This window comes from Microthrixaceae bacterium (genome assembly GCA_023957975.1).
In the GTDB taxonomy this organism is placed as follows: domain Bacteria; phylum Actinomycetota; class Acidimicrobiia; order Acidimicrobiales; family Microtrichaceae; genus JAMLGM01.
This window is the reverse complement of the sequence record JAMLGM010000004.1, coordinates 348996-368964: the sequence shown is the minus strand read 5'-3', so window position 1 is coordinate 368964 and position 19969 is coordinate 348996. Positions and strand designations below refer to the sequence as shown.

14 protein-coding genes and 1 riboswitch are annotated in these 19969 nt (G+C 66.9%); of the genes, 7 read left to right on the top strand and 7 right to left on the bottom strand.

Going from position 1 to position 19969, the window contains the following annotated elements; translation table 11 throughout:
- Window positions 1-57: 57 nt before the first annotated feature.
- From M9952_08445 to M9952_08430, 4 genes are all read left to right on the top strand, one after another.
- Complete coding sequence (locus tag M9952_08445; protein MCO5312948.1) at window positions 58-1461, top strand: sugar transferase; 1404 nt, start codon at window positions 58-60, stop codon at window positions 1459-1461.
- A 359-nt stretch (window positions 1462-1820) separates the two neighbouring features.
- On the top strand, window positions 1821-3269 hold the full coding sequence (locus M9952_08440) for a hypothetical protein (GenBank protein MCO5312947.1): 1449 nt from the start codon (window positions 1821-1823) through the stop codon (window positions 3267-3269).
- Complete coding sequence (locus M9952_08435; protein MCO5312946.1) at window positions 3269-5008, top strand: hypothetical protein; 1740 nt, start codon at window positions 3269-3271, stop codon at window positions 5006-5008. The genes M9952_08440 and M9952_08435 overlap by 1 nt, the downstream gene beginning before the upstream one ends.
- 1 nt (window position 5009) lies before the next feature.
- The gene (locus M9952_08430; protein ID MCO5312945.1) at window positions 5010-8879 is read left to right on the top strand and encodes an ATP-binding cassette domain-containing protein; all 3870 of its coding nucleotides are present in this window, start codon (window positions 5010-5012) and stop codon (window positions 8877-8879) included.
- Window positions 8880-8995: 116 nt separating this feature from the next.
- Here M9952_08430 and M9952_08425 read toward each other — a convergent pair whose 3' ends face one another.
- The 6 genes from M9952_08425 to M9952_08400 all read right to left on the bottom strand — a co-directional run bounded on the left by M9952_08425 (window position 8996) and on the right by M9952_08400 (window position 17233).
- On the bottom strand, window positions 8996-10249 hold the full coding sequence (locus M9952_08425; GenBank protein MCO5312944.1) for a hypothetical protein: 1254 nt from the start codon (window positions 10247-10249) through the stop codon (window positions 8996-8998).
- A gap of 67 nt (window positions 10250-10316) precedes the next feature.
- Window positions 10317-13265, bottom strand: coding sequence for an aminomethyl-transferring glycine dehydrogenase (gene gcvP, locus M9952_08420; GenBank protein ID MCO5312943.1), 2949 nt, complete (start codon window positions 13263-13265; stop codon window positions 10317-10319).
- A gap of 118 nt (window positions 13266-13383) precedes the next feature.
- Window positions 13384-13471, bottom strand: a riboswitch (glycine riboswitch).
- Between the two features lie 94 nt (window positions 13472-13565).
- Window positions 13566-14450: a hypothetical protein gene (locus M9952_08415; protein MCO5312942.1), complete on the bottom strand. Its 885-nt coding sequence runs from the start codon at window positions 14448-14450 to the stop codon at window positions 13566-13568.
- Window positions 14451-14789: 339 nt separating this feature from the next.
- The gene (locus M9952_08410) at window positions 14790-15089 is read right to left on the bottom strand and encodes a Dabb family protein (GenBank protein ID MCO5312941.1); all 300 of its coding nucleotides are present in this window, start codon (window positions 15087-15089) and stop codon (window positions 14790-14792) included.
- Window positions 15086-16138: a beta-eliminating lyase-related protein gene (locus M9952_08405; protein MCO5312940.1), complete on the bottom strand. Its 1053-nt coding sequence runs from the start codon at window positions 16136-16138 to the stop codon at window positions 15086-15088. The genes M9952_08410 and M9952_08405 overlap by 4 nt, the downstream gene beginning before the upstream one ends.
- Window positions 16139-16192: 54 nt before the next feature.
- Window positions 16193-17233: a hypothetical protein gene (locus M9952_08400; GenBank protein ID MCO5312939.1), complete on the bottom strand. Its 1041-nt coding sequence runs from the start codon at window positions 17231-17233 to the stop codon at window positions 16193-16195.
- A gap of 132 nt (window positions 17234-17365) precedes the next feature.
- On the opposite strand from M9952_08400, the gene M9952_08395 reads away from it, so the two are divergent.
- The gene (locus M9952_08395) at window positions 17366-17983 is read left to right on the top strand and encodes a hypothetical protein (GenBank protein ID MCO5312938.1); all 618 of its coding nucleotides are present in this window, start codon (window positions 17366-17368) and stop codon (window positions 17981-17983) included.
- Here M9952_08395 and M9952_08390 read toward each other — a convergent pair.
- On the bottom strand, window positions 17958-18584 hold the full coding sequence (locus M9952_08390; protein MCO5312937.1) for a cysteine hydrolase: 627 nt from the start codon (window positions 18582-18584) through the stop codon (window positions 17958-17960). The genes M9952_08395 and M9952_08390 overlap by 26 nt on opposite strands.
- Window positions 18585-18717: 133 nt before the next feature.
- Here M9952_08390 and M9952_08385 point away from each other — a divergent pair, with 133 nt between their 5' ends.
- The gene (locus tag M9952_08385; protein MCO5312936.1) at window positions 18718-19356 is read left to right on the top strand and encodes a Maf family protein; all 639 of its coding nucleotides are present in this window, start codon (window positions 18718-18720) and stop codon (window positions 19354-19356) included.
- A 79-nt stretch (window positions 19357-19435) separates the two neighbouring features.
- A complete protein-coding gene (locus M9952_08380) occupies window positions 19436-19888 on the top strand; it encodes an NfeD family protein (protein ID MCO5312935.1) in 453 nt (150 codons plus the stop codon).
- The last annotated feature ends 81 nt before the right edge of the window (window positions 19889-19969 follow it).

The window sequence follows — 19969 nt, the reverse complement described above, 5'->3', positions numbered from 1 at the left end:
CCCTTTGGAGACTCCCAAGGTCGCCCGCAGGGAGCGTCCACCCTGAAGCGTCGACTGGTGCTTGTCGATGTCAGCTCGGTGATCTTCGGATGGGGCCTGTCGTTGGTGCTGCCGTTTCCCGGGGCGGTCGATCGGCGCGATTCTGCGGTGTTGTTGGTCGCTGCGACGGCGATGCTGCTGCAGATGGGTGCGATGGCCGGTATGCGCCTTCAGAAGGCTCGTGTCGCCTCGAGACGTTCGATGGAACTGTCCGGACTTGGCCGCTCTGCGCTCGCCGGAGCAATCTGGGCGGGTGCACTCGCACGGATCGGCAATCTCGAGTACGCGGATGAGCGAATCGTGGTCGGCGCGGTGCTGTCGTTCGGGTTCCTCGCCGTCGGCCGAGGCATGTACACGTCGTGGCTGCGCACCGAGCGCGCCCATGGGCGATACCAGCGCGGACTCGTGCTGGTCGGCACGAACGAGGAAGCCGCCTCACTTCGCGAGTTGTTGAGTGTCCATCCGGAACTCGGCTACCGGGTCGTCGCTGTGGTGGGAGATCGCGAGGGGTACGACGCCCGCGACTGGTCCATTCCCTTTGTCGGTCCGGTCGACGAGGCGCTCAACGCAGTGGCGCACCATCGGGCCGACGGAGTGATCATCGCCGTGAGTGCGCTTCGGGGCGGAGAACTGAACCAGGTGTCGCGCGAACTGCTGCGCCACGACGTTCACGTGCACCTGTCGTCTGGTCTGCTCGGAATCGACCAGCGCCGCTTGCGTCCTCTGCCGATGGCGCACGAACCGCTGTTCTACCTTGAGGCGCCGATTTCTGCACCGTGGCGCCGGGTCACCAAGCGGGTGATCGACGTCACCGCGTCGGCGGTTGCCCTCGTCGTGATTTCACCGTTTCTTGCGCTTGCGGCGCTGGCCATCAAACTCGGCGATCGAGGCCCCGTGCTGTTCAAGCAGGAGCGGGTGGGGCTCAACGGCCAGACCTTCGAGGTCTACAAGCTGCGCACGATGGTGCCCGACGCCGAAGCCCGTCTCGACGAGGTGCGTCAGATGATGGGCAACGGTCGCGACGGCGTGCTGTTCAAGCTCGAGAACGACCCACGGCGTACGAAGGTTGGCCGGGTGCTCGAGGCGACGAGCTTCGACGAGATCCCGCAACTCTTCAACGTCTTGAACGGCTCGATGAGCCTGGTGGGGCCGCGCCCCCCGCTGCCGCGGGAGGTCGAGATGTTCGACGACGAACTCATGCGCCGCTTCACCGTGCGGCCGGGAGTGACCGGCCTGTGGCAGGTGGAAGCGCGCGAGAACCCGTCGTTCTCGGCGTACCGACGCCTCGATCTGTTCTACGTCGACAACTGGACGCTTACGATCGACATCATCTTGATGTTGCAGACCTGCAGCTCGATCCTGGCTCGTGTCGTTCGTCGGGGTCGGGCATCGGTGCCAGCGGAGGATCGCGTCGCCGCCTGATCCTGGCGCCGCCTGCTCGCGTCGCCGCCCGATCCTGGCGGTCGATCCTGGCGGTCGATCCTGGCGGTCGGGCTCCTCGTTCTGGCCCCGCACCTCAAGCTGAGAGATGGATTTCGGGAAGTTCATCCTGAGGTGGGGTTGTTCGCTACAGTGTCGTTCGTCACACTGTCGGAGCGGTGGGGAACGGCTGTGCTCCCCACCGAGGCGCCTGGGTCTGCGTTCGATGGACGCTGAACGATCACGGTGTCGGCCGAAGCGACTCGGGGGCGATCCATATGACAGGGCGAGCCAGGCAGACCCACCCGTCGACGCCGCCGAGATCGTCCGCGCCGCGGTGGCGACGGGGGCATCGGGTCGCGGTGGCGTCCTGTGCCGCACTCGTGGTCGCCGCTTCCGCGGTTCAGGCCACCGCCGGTGCGCAGAGCGCCGAATTCATCCCCGGTGAGGCCACCGCCGTGGCAAAGACGGTGACGGTCGGCCTGAGTCCCGGCAGCGGAGCGCCGATCGAATTCGGGCTGGGGAACTCCATCGCCAGCTACCAGAACGCGACCGCCAAATCGGGTGGCACGGTTCTCGACCTCGGATTGCTCGAGCTGTTCCTCGGCCCCTCGTCGCAGTGCGGCGAGCTCCCGGCCATCATCCCCGAAGAGATGCTCCCTGCGCCGACCACCGCAGATTCGCGGCGCACGACCACGCAGCTCACCCCGCTCGAAGTCCGCTCTCCGGGGCGCACCGAGTTCGGTGGGGTGCTGGGCACCCAGTTCGCCGATGCCACACCCTCGCCCGTCACCTCGAGCGCCTCCACCACGACCGTGACCCAGGACCTGGGATTGCTGGCCCTCGACGGGGGCAGCACCGAGGTCACGACCAGCGTCAACAACGGCGTGCGCGAGGCCAGGGCCGTCACCAAGGGCGATCGCCTCCGGGTGTTCGGCGACATCATCACCATCTACAACCCTCGTTGGGAGGCGATCGCCCGATCCGGCGCCACCGAGACCGCCGAGGGGTCATTCACCTTCACCAAGGCCACGGTGTTCGGCATCGAACGGTCGGCATCGTCGTTTCCCGGCGATTTCAACAACGTCGCTGGTGGGGTCGCCAACCTGCTCGGGTTCCTCGGGGTGTACGTGAAGTACCCGACCGTCGAGGTCGCCGACGGGACCGTCACGGTGTCACCACTCGAGTTGGGGATTCTGAACCCGCCGATCGGCAAGGGGTTCCTGAAGCCGCTGTTCGAGTTTCTGGAGCCGATCAAGGAAAAGAGCTATCGGGAACAGTTGGAGCAGGACTGCAACAACCAGGGTCTGCTGCAGGTTCTCGACCTGACCCTGGGGGTGCTGGGTGGCACGGGTTCGACCGGATTCAGCATCGGCGGCGTGTCGGCGATGACCGCGGCGACCGAGTTTCCGGACGCACTGGATCTGGGCTTGACCCTCGAGGAACCGCAAGCGGCCGCGCCGCTCGACCTGGCGGTGGAGGCACCGACCGAGGTGCTCGACTTCGCCACACCCGACCTGGGGAGTTCGGGGTCCTTCGGCAATTTCGACGACTCCTCGGACTACGCGCCGGTCGACACCTTCGAGTCGGCACCGGTGGCAGCGGTTGAGGCGTCTCCGACGACGGTGGCCCAAAAGAAGCAACAACGGATGGCCGCGACCGCGATCGAGCCGGTCACGAGTCAGATCACCAAAGGCAAGACCGGCGGCGCTGCTGCTGCCGTCGGTGGCCTGGGCGTGGTGGGGCTCATCGCCCTCGCCGGCGCCGACCGATTCATGATGCGGCGCAACAAACGGGAGATTACGGACTGATGGCGAAGCCCACCACCGGCGGTATCGCCGGACGCTTGTTTCGCGGGTACGGCCCGCTCATCGGATTCGCGGCGATGTTCACGGCGATGGCACTGCTCGTGCCGTCGGTCGACAAGGAACTCGTGCGGCAGGTCAACGTCGACCCGGCAACGTTGACCGAGGCCGCCTCAGGTGATGAGGCCGACGGCGCCGCGAGCGAAGTCCTCGACGAGACCGCGATCGCCGCCGACGACACGGTCGTTGATCCGCTCGCAGCCGGCGACGGAACCGATCCGGCATCGGCGGCGGGCGGAGGAGCCCTGGGTTCGGCAACGGCCAGAACCGGTGGGGCGGCGGCCAAAGCCGGTTCCCCGGGAGCGCCGGGTCAGGCCCAGGCCTGCACCGGACGACAGGTGAAAGCCGACCCGTATTCGCCGCCGTGTCGCACGTGGACGGGCGGCGACAACGGCGGGGCGACCTCGCAGGGCGTCACTGGCACCGACATCGTCATCTCGGTGCGAATCCAGTCCTTCGCGTCGGGCCTCGTCGATGCCATCTCCAAGAAGGCCGGGGCCGAACTTCCGCCCGAGGACGAAAGCGACATCGTTCGCACCCTTGAGGGTCTCGTCGAGTACTTCAACAAGGCGTATCAGTTCTACGGACGCAAGCTGAAGTTGGAGATCTACACCGGTCGGGGCGACGTCCTCAAAGAGGTGCTCGGCGGTGGCCAGGAATTCGCACGCAACGACGCGTTGAAGGTCGCCCAGGAGATCAAGGCGTTCGCCGATGTGTCGGCCATTACGCCTCCCTACATCGACGCGTTGGCCTCACAGCGCGTCATCGCCGTCGGCGCCCCGTATCTGTCGCGGGCATGGATGACCCAACGCGCCCCGTACGTGTGGAGCCAGTTCATCGACTGCAGCGCGATCGCCGAGAACGTGACGAGCTACTACCTCAGCCGCATGGCCGGAAAGCCAGCACAGAATGCCGGCGGCACGCTCAGCAGCCAACCGCGCAAGCTCGGAATCGTCGTGCCGAACTCGTCGTGGTACCAGGACTGTCTGCAGGACGGGCTCAACCAACTCCGCAAGGGCGGTGTGGAGCCGGCCGACGTCGTGCCCTACACCCCCGATCTCAACACGATGACGACCCAGTCGGCCACGATCATCTCCCGACTGCAACAAGCGGGCGTGACCTCGGTCGCGTGCTTCTGTGACCCGTTGCTCCTCGGAGTGTTGACGCCCAAGGCCAGCGAACAGAACTACACCCCAGAATGGCTCAACACCGGTGTGGCGCTGACCGACCAGGACATCGTCGGGCGCCTATTCGACAAGAACCAATGGAGCCGATCCATCGGTATCAGCTATTCGGGCGCAACCGTGGCGCAGGGCCGCGGAGTCGGCTACTCGGCCTACAAGGCCGTCCGCAAGGATGAGCCATCGATCGGGGTCGACTTGATGTACGCCCAGCTGCAACTCGTGGCGATCGGCGTGCAGATGGCCGGGCCGAAGCTGAACCCTGCGGAGTTTCAGCGCGGCATGTTCGAGTATCCCGAATCCAAGGGGCAGCTCGGTACCTGGAAGTTCGGACCTGGCGACTACACCACCAGCGAGGACAGCCGCGAGATCTACTGGAACCCCAACCAGAAATCGATCCAGACCGGAAAGGCCGGCGCGTATGTCGAGACCGAGCCGAATCGTCGGTACCGGATCGGTGAGTACGGCCCAAGTGGAGGTTTGATTCCCGGGATCGGAGGCTGAGGTGGCCGAGGTCGCAGACGCCACAGGGGCCACCAATCCCGCACGTTCTCCGATTCAGCGGGTCGCCGACCTGACCGGCACGCATCCGGCTCTTCGGTGGGCGTCGATCGCCGCGCTGTTCGCGCTGGTGTGGGGGGCCTTCGCGCTGTTCGCTCCGAGAGGGGCGCTGCCGGGCAACGTGTTGCAGGGGATCGTGTTGGGTTCCGCTACGGCGCTGACCTCGCTCGGGCTCATCTTGGTGTGGCGTGCGAACCGGTTCGTGAACTTCGCACAGATGACCATGGGCGGCACCGTCGGGCTGACGGCGATCAACCTCTTCTTGAAGTCGGGGTGGCCCTATCTGCTGGCGTTGTTCGTCGGCCTTGTCGGCGGGGTCGCCCTGGGTGCGGCGGTCGAGCGGCTGATCGTTCGTCGCTTCTCCAACGCGACCCGTCTAGTGCTCACCGTCGCCTCATTGGGCATCGCCCAGTTGCTCGGCGGCATCGAGCTGCTGTTGCCGAAGTGGATGTACAACGAGACGTCGATCGTGATGGGTGCGTTTCCGACGCCGTTCTCCGGGGAACTCTTCACGTTGAGCTCGATCCGATTCGGCGGCGACTACCTGATCATCGTGGCGGTGGTGCCGATCGTGGCGTTGGGGCTGGCGTGGGTGCTGGGGCGTACCAGCGCGGGGATCGCGATCCGGGCGGCGGCCGAGAACAACGATCGGGCGTTGCTGCTCGGCATCCCGGTGGCCTCCCTGCACACCCTCGTGTGGGCGATCGCCGGTGGGCTGGCCACGTTGACGTACCTGCTGCAGGCTCCGATCTCCGGCGCGGTGACCAGTGCGGCGTTGGGTCCCACCGTGTTGTTGCCGGCACTGACCGCCGCCCTGATCGCCAGGATGGAATCGATGCCGACCGCCGTGGTCGCCGCGATGGGGCTCGGTGCCCTCGACGGGGTCATCCGATTGAACTGGGCGGATGAGACCACCGCCGTGGTGAACCTGGTGATCATTCTGGCGGCGCTGATGTGGCAGCGAAGCGGAACCTCACGCGCCCATGACCTCGACGGAACCTGGCAGGACAGCGCCGGACTCCGTCCGCTGCGCCCCGAGGTGGGGTCGTTGCCCGTCGTGCGGGTCCTGCGGTGGGCGTCGATTGCGCTGTTGAGCGCGGCGCTGGTCGCGTTTCCGTTCGTGTTCAGCGTTAGCACGCTCAACGCGACTTCAGCGTCGATGATCTGGGCGATGGTGGCGGTGAGCCTGGTGGTGCTCACCGGGTGGAACGGTCAGATCTCATTGGGACAATTCGCCATCGTCGGCGTCGGGGCGATGGTCGCCGGCAATTTCATGTCGCGATGGAACACCGACCTGTTCCTGTCGCTCATCGCAGCGACCGTGGGCGGCATGTTGACGGCCTTGATCCTCGGGGTGCCCGCCCTGCGAATCAAGGGGCCGTTCCTGGCGGTGGTGACGTTGTCGTTCGCTGCGGCGCTCGACTCGTACTTCCTCAACCCGGAGATCTTCCCCGAGATCGTTCCCCAGCAGGTGAACCGTCCGATCCTGTGGGACCGATTCAAGCTCGAAGACGAACGGGTGATGTATTTCCTGTGCCTGAGCGGCTTGTTGCTCGCGGTCATGTTCGCACGCGGTGCGCGCCGCGCCCGCAGCGGGCGCCTGCTGTTGGCATCGCGCGACAACCGGAAGGCCGCCGAGGCGATGTCGGTGAACGCTCGGCGGATGTCGTTGCAGGGATTCCTGCTCGCCGGGGCCATCGCGGGCCTCGCCGGCGGTCTGCACCTGGTGTTGATGTGGGGGGCCGGACGCTCGTCGTATCAGCCGATCATGAGCATCGAGGTGTTCTCGGCGACCACGATCGGCGGGCTCGGCTCGATCGGGGGAGCGATCTTCGGAGCGGTCGGGATGCACACCCTCGCCGGCGAGTTGCCCGAGAGCGGCAAGCTGATGTTGAACGGCGTCGGACTCCTCGCGGTGTTGTACCTGCTTCCGGGCGGGCTGGCGAGTGGGTTCGGACGGCTTCGCGACCTGGCGCTCGCGCCGTTGGTCCGCCGGGCCGGCTTGGCGCCGGTGGTCGACTTCGATGCTCCGACGGGCGCCGACAGTGCCGGTAGCGGTTCTGGCGGTGCGGGCGGTGCCGGTTCTGGTGGGACGGGTTCTGGTGGTGCCGGGGGAGACGTGGGCCAGGGTGCACCACCGGCGGTCGCGGCCCACGGGATCGACGTCAGCTACGGGTCGTTGCAGGTGCTCTTCGGGGTGGATCTCGAGGTCCAACAGGGCGAGATGGTGGCGTTGCTCGGAACGAACGGCGCCGGAAAGTCGACGCTGCTCAAGGCGATCTGTGGCCTGACGAAGTCGTCGGGGTCGATCGTGTTGAACACTGCGGACGGACCGGTGGATCTGTCGGGTCGCCGCGCCGATCGCATCGTTCGAGACGGAATCGCCCTGATGCCCGGCGGCAAGTCGATCTTTCCCACGCTGACGGTTCGCGAACATTTCCGACTGGCGAGTTGGACCTTCCGCGACGATGCGGACCGCATCGAACAGGACACTGCGAGGATGCTGGCGGTCTTCCCGGTGTTGCAACGACTCGAGGGCCGTCTTGCCGGAGATCTGTCCGGTGGCGAACAACAACAACTCGCCCTGGCCCAGACGCTGATGTTGCGCCCCAAGGTCCTGATGATCGACGAGTTGTCGCTCGGCCTTGCCCCCGGCGTGGTTGCGAGCCTGTTGGAGGTCGTGCGGGCGCTGCACGCCCAGGGCATGACGATCATCCTCGTCGAGCAGTCGGTGAACATCGCGTTGACCCTCGCCGAGCGTGCGGTCTTCATGGAAAAGGGCGCGGTTCGTTTCGAGGGCCCGACGCGGGAGTTGCTCGACCGACCCGATATCTTGCGGGCGGTGTTTCTCAACGGCGCCGACGCGGCGGGCGCCGCCGGTGATGCGGGCGCCGGTGATGCGAGCGGGGTCCCGGGAGAGCCGGCCCGGGAGATCGACGTCGACCTGACCCAGAACGGTGCCGCGGCGTTCGCCATGAGATCCCATCGTGTCGACCCCGTGCCGGTCGACCCCGACCGCATCGTGCTGGAGGCTGCCGGGGTGACCAAGAAGTTCGGTGGTGTGGTCGCGGTGGACTCGGTGGACCTCTCGGTTCGCGCTGGCACCATCGTCGGCCTGGTCGGCCAGAACGGTGCGGGTAAGACGACCCTGCTCGACTGCATTTCCGGATTCCACGCGATCGATCACGGCAGGCTGATGTTGCGCGGCCACGACGTGACCGACTGGGCTCCACACGAGCGGGCCCGCGGCCGCATGGGTCGTTCGTTCCAGGAAGCCCGACTGTTCCCGTCGCTCACGGTGGCCGAGACGGTTGCGGTGGCGTACGAACGCAACGTCATGAGCCAGTCGATGGCGGCGGACGTGTTGTATCAGCCCGCCAGTTACGAGTCGGGTCTCGATACCGACGAACGGGTCGATGAGATCCTGGTGCTGTTGAACCTCGACGAGCACCGCTACAAGCTGACCAGCGAGTTGTCCACCGGCATGCGACGCATCGTTGAGTTGGCCTGCCTGCTCGCTGCCGACCCGGTGGTCTTGTTGCTCGACGAACCGTCAGCGGGTGTTGCCCAGCGCGATGCCGAGGCCCTCGGCCCGTTGCTGATGCGGGTACGGGACGCGACCGGCGCGGCGTTGGTCGTGATCGAACACGACATGCCGCTGCTCACCTCGATCTGTGACGAGATGGTGGCGCTCGAACTCGGTGCGGTGATCGCCCGCGGAACCCCCGAGATGGTCCTCAGCAACGAACGGGTGATCAGCGGCTATCTCGGCACCGACTCGTCGACCATCGCCCGTTCGGGCACCGCCAGCTGATCTCACCCGCTCCCGCCCGTTCTCGCCCGTTCTCGCCTGTTCTCCGATAACCAGTGGTCGTGATCACGACCACTGGTTATCGGAGAACAGGCAGCGCGGGCTCAGGCAGCGCGGGCTCAGCGAAACAGGCAGGCGATCGAGCGCAGACCGATCGTTCCCAGCAGCGACGCGCCGCCGGTTCCGGCGGTCAATCGGTTGAACTCCGGCCCCGACATTTCCGCCAGCGAGTCGAACACGCAGAGCCCGAATCCGGGATCGACCCCGTTCGACTTGAGTTGCTCGCCGAGGCCGCCACGGTCGACGAAACTCAACAGGTTGATGTCGGCGAGATTCGCACCGGGGGGAAGGTCCGGAAGAGCAGCGTTGAGTGTCTCGGCGAGTAGCGGGGCCACCAGCCAGAGCATGCCCCGAACCTGGTCGCTCGACATGTTGGACGGATCGATCTTGATCGGCAGGGTGCTGAGGCGGGCCTGGCTGATCTGCAGAAGCTGCGCCTGTTGATCGGGGGTGAGCCCGCGTGCGATCGCCAACATGACCAACAGCGCCTGATCCTCGGGGATGGATCGAAGGTCGAGTTGTTCGAGGTTCAACAACGCCAGCGGATCGTTGAGAATCCCGGCGAGGGGGCCGGTCGACGACAGTGACGCGTTGAGAACCTGAAGGAGTGCATCGACCTGATCGAGGCCGAGGGGACCGGCGACCGAGGCGGCGATCGAGTTGAGGTCGAGGCCGGCCAGCGCCTGCTGGAGGCCCGCGGTATCGATCGAGGCCAGGCTCGCGAGATCGGCGCCGGTGCCACCCAGCCCGAAACTGCTCAGCAGCGACGACGCCGCGGGGTTCGAGCCGCCCTGTGCACCGGCGACGAGTGTTGCCAAGCTGTCGGGCGACAAACACGGCACGACCGACAACAGGACGCGGTTCATCGTTTCGCTATCGAGCGCGGCCAAGGAGGTGATGGCCGCGGCCCCCTCCCGGGTCGGTGCGCCGTCGGCACTCTTGGCGCTGGCCTCGATCGCCTTGAGTGCACTCATGGCGGCGCCCGATGCAGAGGCGTTCGCAGCCAGGTTGTCGTACATGCAGTTGGCTTCGCCGTCGCTCAGCCCCGACGCGGTCAATGCGCCGACGACGGCGCCTCGATCGGCAGTGGACTTCGGCTTGGCCCCCACCGGCTGCGCGGGTGTCGTGTCGACGGTCTTGGTCGAGTCGGTGTCCCAGGTCGCCTTGGTGTCTCGGGCGAGCTGAACGCCGTCGAGGATCCACAGGGGTACCGATGTCTCGGCGTCATCCGATGTCGCTTCCTTGGAGGAGGTACACCCCGCCGCGGCGACGAGCGAAACCGCGACGACGGCGGCGATCTTGCGCAAGCCCATCAGTGCAATCTGCCGGGTTCCGGGCCCGGGTGCAAGCCACCGGATGATGACGAGCTCAGGCCGGGGCTCATTCGTCGGCGTAGGACTCGATCGGGGCACAGGAGCACACGAGGTGTCGGTCGCCGTGGGCGTTGTCGATGCGGCTCACCGGGGGCCAGTACTTCGAGGTCCGCAGCGACTCGACGGGATACGCGCCGTACTCGCGGGCATAAGGCCGGTCCCAGTGCGGAGCGAGCAGATCCTCGGCCGGATGGGGGGCGTTGCGTAGCGGCGACGCTTCGAGCGGCCATTCGCCCGAGGCGACGCGGTCGATTTCGGACTTGATGGCGATCATGGCGTCGACGAAACGGTCGAGCTCGTGGCGAGACTCCGATTCGGTGGGTTCGATCATGAGGGTTCCCGGCACCGGAAAGCTCATGGTGGGGGCGTGGAACCCGTAGTCGATGAGCCGCTTGGCGATGTCTTCGCCCGTGACCCCGCACGCCTTCTCGATCGGGCGGATGTCGATGATGCACTCGTGGCCGACCAGACCGTTGCGGCCCGAATACAGCACCGGGTAGTGCTCGCCGAGCCGGGTGGCGAGATAGTTCGCGGCGACGATGGCGCCGACGGTGGCCGAACGGAGCCCCTCGTCGCCCATCATGGCGATGTAACTCCACGAGATCGGCAGAATCGACGCCGACCCCCATGGTGCTGCCGAGATGGAACCGACGCCGGTGGTGGGCCCGGCCGATGTGACGACCTCGGAGTTGGGCAGGAATTCCGCGAGATGTGCACCCACGGCGATCGGTCCGACCCCCGGTCCGCCGCCGCCGTGAGGGATACAGAAGGTCTTGTGCAGGTTCAGGTGGCTGACGTCCGCTCCGAACTTGCCGGGTCGGGCGAGGCCGACGAGTGCGTTCATGTTCGCACCGTCGAGGTACACCTGAGCCCCGGCAGCGTGCACCATGTCGCAGATCTCCACGACGGTTTCTTCGAAGACGCCGTGGGTCGACGGGTAGGTGATCATCAGCGCGGCGAGTTGGTCGCGGTGGGCGTCGATCTTGGTGCGAAGGTCGTCGACGTCGACGTTGCCAGCACTGTCGCAGGCGACGACGACAACCTTCATGCCGGCCATCACCGCACTGGCGGCGTTGGTTCCGTGTGCCGACGCGGGGATGAGGCAGACCGTGCGGCCCGCTTCGCCGTTGTGGAGGTGGTAGGAGCGGATGGCGAGCAGCCCCGCATATTCGCCCTGGCTTCCGGCGTTGGGCTGCAAGGAAACGGCGTCGTATCCGGTGATCTCGGCGAGCCACGCCTCAAGATCGGCGAAGAGCCGCGCATAGCCGAGCGCCTGATCGGCGGGGGCGAAGGGGTGGAGGTGTGCGAATTCGGGCCAGGTGACCGGCAGCATCTCGGTGGTCGCGTTGAGCTTCATCGTGCAGCTACCGAGGGGAATCATCGCCCGGTCGAGCGCGATGTCGTAGTCGGAGAGCCTGCGCAGATAGCGAAGCATCTCGGTCTCGGAGTGGTAGCGGTTGAACACCGGATGGGTGCAGAACGGCGTGGTGCGGTCGAATGGAGTGAGGACCGATTCGGCCGTCCCTGCGGAGGCGAGTTCGCCGGCGGCCGTGGCAGCGTCCGTGGCAACGGCAGCGGCATCGACCGTGGCCGCGGTATCGACTGCGGCCACGATGGCCGAGGTGAGGCTCGACACGATCTGGGCGGTCGTGGTCTCGTCGCAACTGATGCCGACGTGGTCGGCGTCGACAAAGCGGATGTTGATGCCTGCATCCAGGGCAGCGGCGACCACGGCATCAGCGTGGCCGGGCACGCGAATCGTCAACGTGTCGAACCACGAGGTATTGACGACCTCGACCCGGGCGCTGCGCAGCCTCGTGGCCAGATCGCTCGTGTGGCCGTGGACCGTGGAGGCGATTCGGCGCAGGCCGTCGGGCCCGTGATACACCGCGTACATCGAGGCCATCACCGCGAGCAGCACCTGGGCGGTGCAGATGTTGGACGTCGCCTTTTCGCGGCGGATGTGTTGTTCTCGGGTCTGAAGGGCGAGCCGCAGTGCCGGACGTCCGGCGGAGTCGACCGAATAGCCGACGAGACGACCGGGCATGGAGCGCTTCAAAGCGTCGGTCGTGGCCAGGAATCCGGCATGCGGGCCGCCGTAGCCCATCGGTACGCCGAAGCGTTGCGCCGACCCGACGGCGATGTCGGCACCGACCGACCCGGGCGACTCGATCAGACACAGGGCGAGGAGGTCGCTCACCACCACGGCCAGCGCGCCCGCTTCATGGAGGGCGGCGATCGTGGAGCGGTGGTCGGTGATCTCCCCGCTCGAGCCCGGGTAGGCGAGCAGCGCACCGAAGACCGCGGTCGGGTCGAGGTCGGTGGCGGGATTGCCGACGATCACCTTGAGGCCGAGCGGTTCGGCGCGGGTCTGCAGCACGGCGATCGTCTGGGTGTGAGCATCGGCGTCGACGAAGAAGACGTCGGCCGCAGAGCGCGAGGCACGCCGGGCCATCGTCATCGCCTCGGCGGCAGCGGTGCCCTCGTCGAGCATCGAGGCGTTCGCGATCTGCAGTCCCGTGAGGTCACAAACCAGGGTCTGGAAATTGACGAGGGCTTCGAGTCGTCCCTGGCTGATCTCTGGTTGATACGGGGTGTAGGCCGTGTACCAGGCGGGGTTTTCCAAGATGTTGCGCTGGATGACGGGCGGGGTGACCGTGGCGTAGTACCCCATGCCGATCATCGAGGTCACCACGCGGTTCATGTCGGCGTAGCTGCGCAGTCTGGCGATGGCGTCGACCTCGGTGAGCGCCGCGGGGAGGCCCAAGGGGGTGGTCGAGCGAATCGAATCCGGCACGACAGCATCGATGAGTGCGTCGGCACTGTCGTAGCCGACCTGTTGCGCGAGTGCTTGAAGCCCGTTGTCGTCGACTCCGAGGTGACGTTCGCTGAATCGACCGGAGCGTGCCTGGTCGGACGTGCCGCGGTGATCGGCGGTGGATGGGGAACGGGTCATCGTGGACTCCCGGTGGATTCCCCTCTGTCATCGAACCTGAGAGTTTCGCGGGCGCACGGCGTCCACTTTCACCTTGGGTGAACCCACCGAGAAGCGGCGAGTTGCTTTCCAGAGTTGCCTACGTCGAGCGGTCCTGGGACCTGAGAGTTTGCGGGGCGTTGCTCCTTCGGTGCCCGGTGGTTCCGGGGCTCTCCCGCTCGACATCGTCAGCGTGTCAGTTGTGCGGTCAACCTAGCACGGGCCGACGTGAAGTGGCCCGGCGAGTCGGGCGAGTTCGGAGCGTCGGGCGTGTTCGGCTCATCAGGCCATGGGGCGGCCGAACGGCAGCTCGGCTGTCCACGTGCGCAAGAAGTCCTCGGCGTGATAGCAGGCGCCGAGGAAGGCACCCTCCTGGTGGTCCTTGGTTGCGGCGACGACGGTTGCGACCTTGTCGGCGATGGTCGCATCGTCATGGCCGAGTTCGGCGAGCACCGGCCCCGCAGCGGTGACGAAGTCGGCCAGCACGGTGGCGCCTTGCTTGCGGGCGTTGGCGAGGCCTCGGGCGGTGATGGACAGCGGGGCCGCGGAGATGACCGTGGCGGTGCCGAGCCGAGCGACGTTTTCGTGGGTGACGCCGCCTTGCTTTGCGCCGATGACGACGGCGTCCCACGACGTGTCGGCGTCGCCGGCGAGGAGTTCGTCGGTGCTCACCAGAGTGGCGGTCGCTCCCGCCGCATTGGCTGCGGCGGCGATGGCCTCAGCCGATGGTGCGCCGAGCTCAACCGCCACGGTTGAGCCGGCGAGGTCGCGCACCGCGCCGAGCGCGGCGAGCGTGCTCGCTACCAGCGCCCGCTCGGCCGCTTCTGGCGAAGGGGCTGCGGTCGAGGCCCACGGGGCGAGATCCTCTGCGGAAACGCCTTTGGCCGCAGCGAGTCGAAGTGAACCCGCAGCGACCTGGTCGGCCAGTTCGGTCACGAAGGCGCCGACGGCTTCGTCGCGTGCGTCGCCCTCGGCGTTGATGCCAGCAGACGCTCCGGACACCTTTTCGCCGAACGCTGCGTAGGTGTAGGTGCGGGTGCGAGCGAGGTTGGTCGCACCATCCTGAAGGATCTTCTTGGCGCAGCGCACGACGCCGACCGCTACCGGGGCATCGGGCAGGTCGATGGCGACGAAGGCATCGGTGGAGGCACATTTCGTGATCGGCACGCCTGCATTGTGCCACGCCCGCTCCGGGGGTGCCCCCACCACGCCGTTCTCCGATAACCAGTGGTCGTGATCACGACCACTGGTTATCGGAGAACGGGGCGGCTTGCCGCAAAACGGACGAAAGGTCGTGTGAGCAGACCCCCCGAACCGCTCACACGACCTTTCCGGTTGTACGCCGCAGGCATCGCCTCGGCCGTGGGCGAGACTCTAGCAGAGTTTGTGACGGCTGTCACGAACAAACTGAGGAAGTCGTCACAATTCCGGCGAACCCGTGACCCATGCGGAACCCATGCGGGACCCAAGCCGGAACAAGAAGGAATATGTGGGGGTGTGCCGGGATCAGCCGTCGAGCTCGAACTGGGCGGCGCAGCGCTGGGCCAACACGGGAGCGATGAGCTCGGTGATGATGCGAACATGGTCGGGGTGATCGCGATAGGTCGCCCACCCGTCGGCGTCGGCGAAGTCGGCGGTCACGGCGATCGTCGCGTTCCCCTCCGCAAGCCCCAGGTCGACTCCGACGCGGTAATCGACCAACTCGGGAATCGACCCCGGCAGGCCGCGCAGTTCGGCGACGATGCGCTCGGCGTGATCCCGAGGGGTGGTTTCGGTGAGGGTCAACACGACGACATGGCGAATCATGACGGCAGTCTTAGTGCGACTCGAATCCCGTCGACGAACCGGTCGATGTCCTCGGCGGTCGTCGCGAAACTCGTCATCCACCGAACCAGGTCGCTGCCGGCGTCCCACTCCCAGAAGAACGACCACTCGCGCAAGACCTCAAGAACCGGGCGGGGGAGCCGGACGAATACCGCGTTCACTTCGGCGGTGCCGCACACCTCGACCCCGTCGATGGCGCTCACACGTTGCGCCAGATCCTGGGCGCGGTCGTTGGCGTGGCGGGCGTTGCGCAGCCACAGGTCATCGGCGAGGAGCGCGCTGATCTGTGCCGCAACGAAGCGGCTCTTCGACACGAGTTGTCCCGCTTGCTTTCGAACGAACGCGGCCGACGCGGCCAGCGACGGGTCGACAAAGCACACGGCCTCGCCGAAGACGGCGCCGTTCTTGGTGAAGCCGAAGGTGAACGCGTCGACCCCGGTATCGCGGATCATGGCCCTCAGATCGGTGTTGAGCGCGGCGGCGGCGTTTGCGATGCGTGCGCCATCGAGGTGGACCACCATGTCGAGCGCATGAGCCGCATCGCACAGGGCTGCGATCTCGTCGACCGTGTACAGCGTGCCCAGTTCGGTCGATTGCGTGATCGACACGACACGAGGCTGCGGGTGATGTTCGCTGCCCAGCCAATGTGATGGGGCCACCAGGTCGTCGGGGCGAAGCTTTCCGTCGGGCGTCGCCAGCGCGATCAGTTGTGAGTTGGTGAAACGGACCGGCGCGCCGCACTCGTCGACGACGATGTGAGCGCTGTCGGCACAGATGACGGCTTGCCAGGGTTGCAGCAGTGTGCCGAGGCCGACGACGTTGGCTCCCGTGCCGCCCCAGGTGAACAGCACCTCCGCTGGAGCGTCGAGTGTTCGCCGGACGTCGTCGATCGCGGCGCGGGTCCAGCGGTCGTCGCCGTAGGCCAACGCCGAGCCGATGTTCGCTGCGGCGAGCGCCTCGAGGACCTCCGGGGATGCGCCGGCAGCGTTGTCGCTCGCAAAGGAGTGTTCCGGTGCTGGTAGATCGATCATCATCCGATCATCGGTCTGCGGGGGTCGACGGCGCCACTACCGACGCTGTCGGCGTCACGCCCGGCGCAACAGTCGGCGAATCCTCGAGCCGCGCCCGTCGGGCAGTGCCAGGAATTCATCGAGCGCACCGTGGTCTGCGCTGAGCGCGGACTCCTCGGCGAGGTTCGTGTCGGCGACGCCCGACCCGACGGGATCGCCCGCCGGATTCGCCGTTTGGCCGGCGGGCAGCTCGAGCGGAGCGACGCTCGGGCGCACGACCGACGTGATGATCGCTGGCGCCAACTCGGTGACCGGGGTGCCGTCGATCGGGTCGTCGCCACGCTGCCATGAGGCGACGACCGTTTGAAGGTCGACCAGCGACACCCGCAGCATCGACGCGATCGTCGGCAGGGGGAACGGGGCGAGGCTCAGCACGATCGCCGCTGGCTCGAGGCCGGATCGCATCGACAGGCGGCGCCACAGTTCGGCTCGTTCCTCGCAACGGTCGACGACCTGTGCCGCCAGGCCCGCGGCGATGAGTTCCTTCGCTCGCTGCAACACGAGATCGATCGCCCGCGGCACGACGACGTCGATCGCCGCGGTCTGTTCGGATTCGATCGACAGTCCGATCGCGGTCTTGGCGATCTGGCGCGCCGGGGTGTCGGTGCCGATCAGTACGACCACCGCCCGGGTTGCGACTGCGAACACGTCGAGGCTCAACGGGAGGCCTTCGAGCGTTACGGGCACCGCCGGCAACCCAGCGGGCGGGGGAGCGAACTCGAGCGCCGCGCACGGTTCGGTCAACAGCGGAGCGTCGGGGAATGGCGGTTCGGCCAGGACGACCGGCCCGGTCGTCGGCGGCTGGGGCGTCGGCGGCAACCCCGTCGGCGGCTGGGTCGTCGGCGGCTGAGACGTCGACGGAGAGAAGCCTGCAAACTGCGGTGGAAGCGGCGGCGGGCCCGCCATCGGGGGAGCGGCGGCGAGGTGCGGCGTGATGTCGACGATCTCGGCGATCTCGTCAGCGTGTTCGGTCGCCTCGGCGCGCCGCGGTGCCGGTGACGACACCGAAAACAGCGAGTTCAGCCCGTGGGCGTCGGGGCTATGAGAACCGGTCACGACACCCTTCCAACGGTCGACGAGAGCAACGAAGCCTCCGAGTGGCTCAAAGCTCAGCGTAATGAACCTATGTTCTTGGTCAACAGGTCGAACGCCCCATCAGGGCGCCCAATGCTCAGGAGACGTCGCACGGTGGCACCGCCGATTCCTCAGTCCGGACACGTACTGATCATGTTGCACGGACACGGATCGGGCGCCTCGCAGCTGCCCGCCGTGCTTCGCGAACAGGCCGATGATGGTTGGGTTCGAGTGACGCCGAATGCGTCGATCGCCGTCGACGGCGGGTTGTCGTGGTTCGACACCGGACCCCGCGGGGTTGAACCCGAGTCGCTGGAGGCCTCGGTCGAATCGGTTCGATCGGTGATCGCTTCGCTGGTGCACGACGCCGGGGTCGACCCGGGCGCGATCGTGCTCGGTGGGTTCTCCCAAGGCGGCGCGGTGGCCATCGCGACGGCGATCGATCGGGGAGCGCGCGGGGAGCAACCCCTCGGGGGATTGTTCGTGTTGGCAGGATTCGTGCCGGAGCGGGTCGACCATGAACTCGACCTGCGTTCGGTGGGGGCGAGGTCGGTGTTGATCGTGCACCCCGACGATGACGAGGTGGTTCCGCCGTTTCTCATGGAAGCCCTCGTCGATGAGATCCGGTCGGCTCGCGACGTCGAGGAGGTTCGCTACGTAACGGTGGTGGGGGGCCACGCGATCGGCGAGGAGATGTTGGGGGTGCTCACGGGGTGGTTGGCGTCTCGTTGAACGCGGCGATCACCGCTTGTGCCTCGCACAGGGTCGCCAACTGGCTGAAGGTGTTGGTGAGGACCGCGTCGGCGTAGCTGGCGGGCAGGGCGGCGGTCGCGTCGGTTGCCAAGACGACCTCGTAGCCGAGGTTGACCGCCTCGATGCAGAGCCCGAGCATGCCGACATTGAGCGACACGCCGACGGGAACGACGGTGCGTACACCGCGGCTGCGCAGGAGTGCGTCGAGGTCGGTGCCGGTGAACGGGCTCACCCCGTGGTGCCGTGCGGACACCAGGTCGCTCGGTTCGGGCCCCAGTTCGGCCACGAGTTCGGCGGCGGGAGTTCCGACTTCGAGCTGTCCGGGAATGGTCGCGGTGTAGCGCAGCAGTGGGGCGTTGGTGAACGATCCACCGCGATCGGCCCGAAAGACCGCGAGCGCGTGCACGACGGTGGCGTCGCACTCGCGGCCTGCGGCCACGATCGCGGCCATGGCGTCGAGGGCCCCGCTGTCGCGAACCGAGGTGGCGAGCGCCGGAAAGGTCGACAGGTCGCCGATGACCCCGCGTTGGCATTCCATGGTGACGATCGCGGTGGTTGCGGCATCGAGGTGAAGCTTCATCGTTGACCTTCCGTCGGTTCGGTTGAGGGCGGTGTGCACGGTACTGCCGCCAGCGCGGTCGTGCCGAGCGTGTGGCGATGGCGGTGCCGCCGCCGTGGCGCTGCGGGCTGACACGACCGGCCAGACTGGGGTCATGGCCGATCGCTTGGTGCTGGCGTCGACGAGTCGCTATCGAGCCGAGGTGTTGGCCTCGGCGGGATACTCCTTTGACGTCGAAGCCCCCGAAATCGACGAGCGGGCCTTCGACGACCGGTTCGAGTCGTGGGGCCCGCAGCGCTACGTGATGGAGTTGGCCACGGCGAAGGCCGAGGCGGTCGCCCGACGTCTGATGGGGGATGGACCGGAGCTGTCACAACGCCATCTCGTGTTGGGGTGCGACCAGATCGCGGTGCTCGGCGGCGACGACCGACCCACGTTGTTGCACAAGCCGGGGTCGGCCGAGCGGGCCGTGGCCCAACTGATGGAGATGTCGGGCCGAACCCACCGGCTGATGAACGCGTTCGTCCTGGTCGACGCCTCAGACGGTGAGCGTTGGAGCGAGATCGATGTTCATCACGTGACTATGCGCTCGTACACCGTGGGGGAGGCCTGCGAGTACGTCGATCGTTTCGAGCCGCTCGATTGCGCCGGCTCGTACCGGATCGAAGACGATGCCGACCTGTTGGATCGGGTCGAGGGGGAACACCGAAGCGGCGTCATCGGGCTGTCGATTCCGAGCGTCGCTCGACTGCTCGACGCCGCCGGAAGCGGTTCCAGCATCCCGCGATCCTGACGTCGCACCCGAACTCCAGCCGAAGCGGCCGAGCCGAAACTCCAAGCCGAAACAGCCGATGTTCCGGTAGCCTCTCGGCATGGACGATCCGGAGACGATGCGCTGGGTGTGGCTGATCGCCACGGCGGTGTTCCTCGGCGGCGAGCTGTTGACGGCCGGAGCGCTGGTGTTGTTGCCATTCGCGTTGGGCACCGGGGTGGCGGCGACCATCGCGTTCGCCGGCGTCGACGTCGAGTGGCAGTGGTTGATGTTCCTGCTGGTCGCCATCGTGACGTCATTCGCGTTCCTTCCCCTTCGTCGGCGGCTGGACCGGGCACCACAACACGTCGGGGTTGGCGCCGGTCGGTTGCTGAACCAGGAAGCGGTCGTACTCGAAACGATCGAAGAGGGTCCGACCGGGGTCGGCATGGTGCGGGTCGGGCGAGAGACGTGGCGGGCGACGAGTGGCGACGGTCGTCGTTTCGACATCGGCACCCACGTCACCGTCACTTCCGTCGAGGGCACCGGTGTGGTCGTCGCCGAACGCACTTGAGCCCGTTGCCCGCTCGTAGCCCGGTCCATCACATCCGTCCGTAGCCAACCCGTTCGTCACCACATCCGCCACCAACCGAAA

Coding starts and splice junctions, on each gene's coding strand:
- M9952_08435 (MCO5312946.1), top strand. CDS start 3,269: ATGGCGAAGCCCACCACCGGCGGTATCGCCGGACGCTTGTTTCGCGGG.
- gcvP (MCO5312943.1), bottom strand. CDS start 13,265: ATGACCCGTTCCCCATCCACCGCCGATCACCGCGGCACGTCCGACCAG.
- M9952_08385 (MCO5312936.1), top strand. CDS start 18,718: ATGGCCGATCGCTTGGTGCTGGCGTCGACGAGTCGCTATCGAGCCGAG.
- M9952_08410 (MCO5312941.1), bottom strand. CDS start 15,089: ATGATTCGCCATGTCGTCGTGTTGACCCTCACCGAAACCACCCCTCGG.
- M9952_08390 (MCO5312937.1), bottom strand. CDS start 18,584: ATGAAGCTTCACCTCGATGCCGCAACCACCGCGATCGTCACCATGGAA.
- M9952_08405 (MCO5312940.1), bottom strand. CDS start 16,138: ATGATCGATCTACCAGCACCGGAACACTCCTTTGCGAGCGACAACGCT.
- M9952_08380 (MCO5312935.1), top strand. CDS start 19,436: ATGGACGATCCGGAGACGATGCGCTGGGTGTGGCTGATCGCCACGGCG.
- M9952_08425 (MCO5312944.1), bottom strand. CDS start 10,249: ATGGGCTTGCGCAAGATCGCCGCCGTCGTCGCGGTTTCGCTCGTCGCC.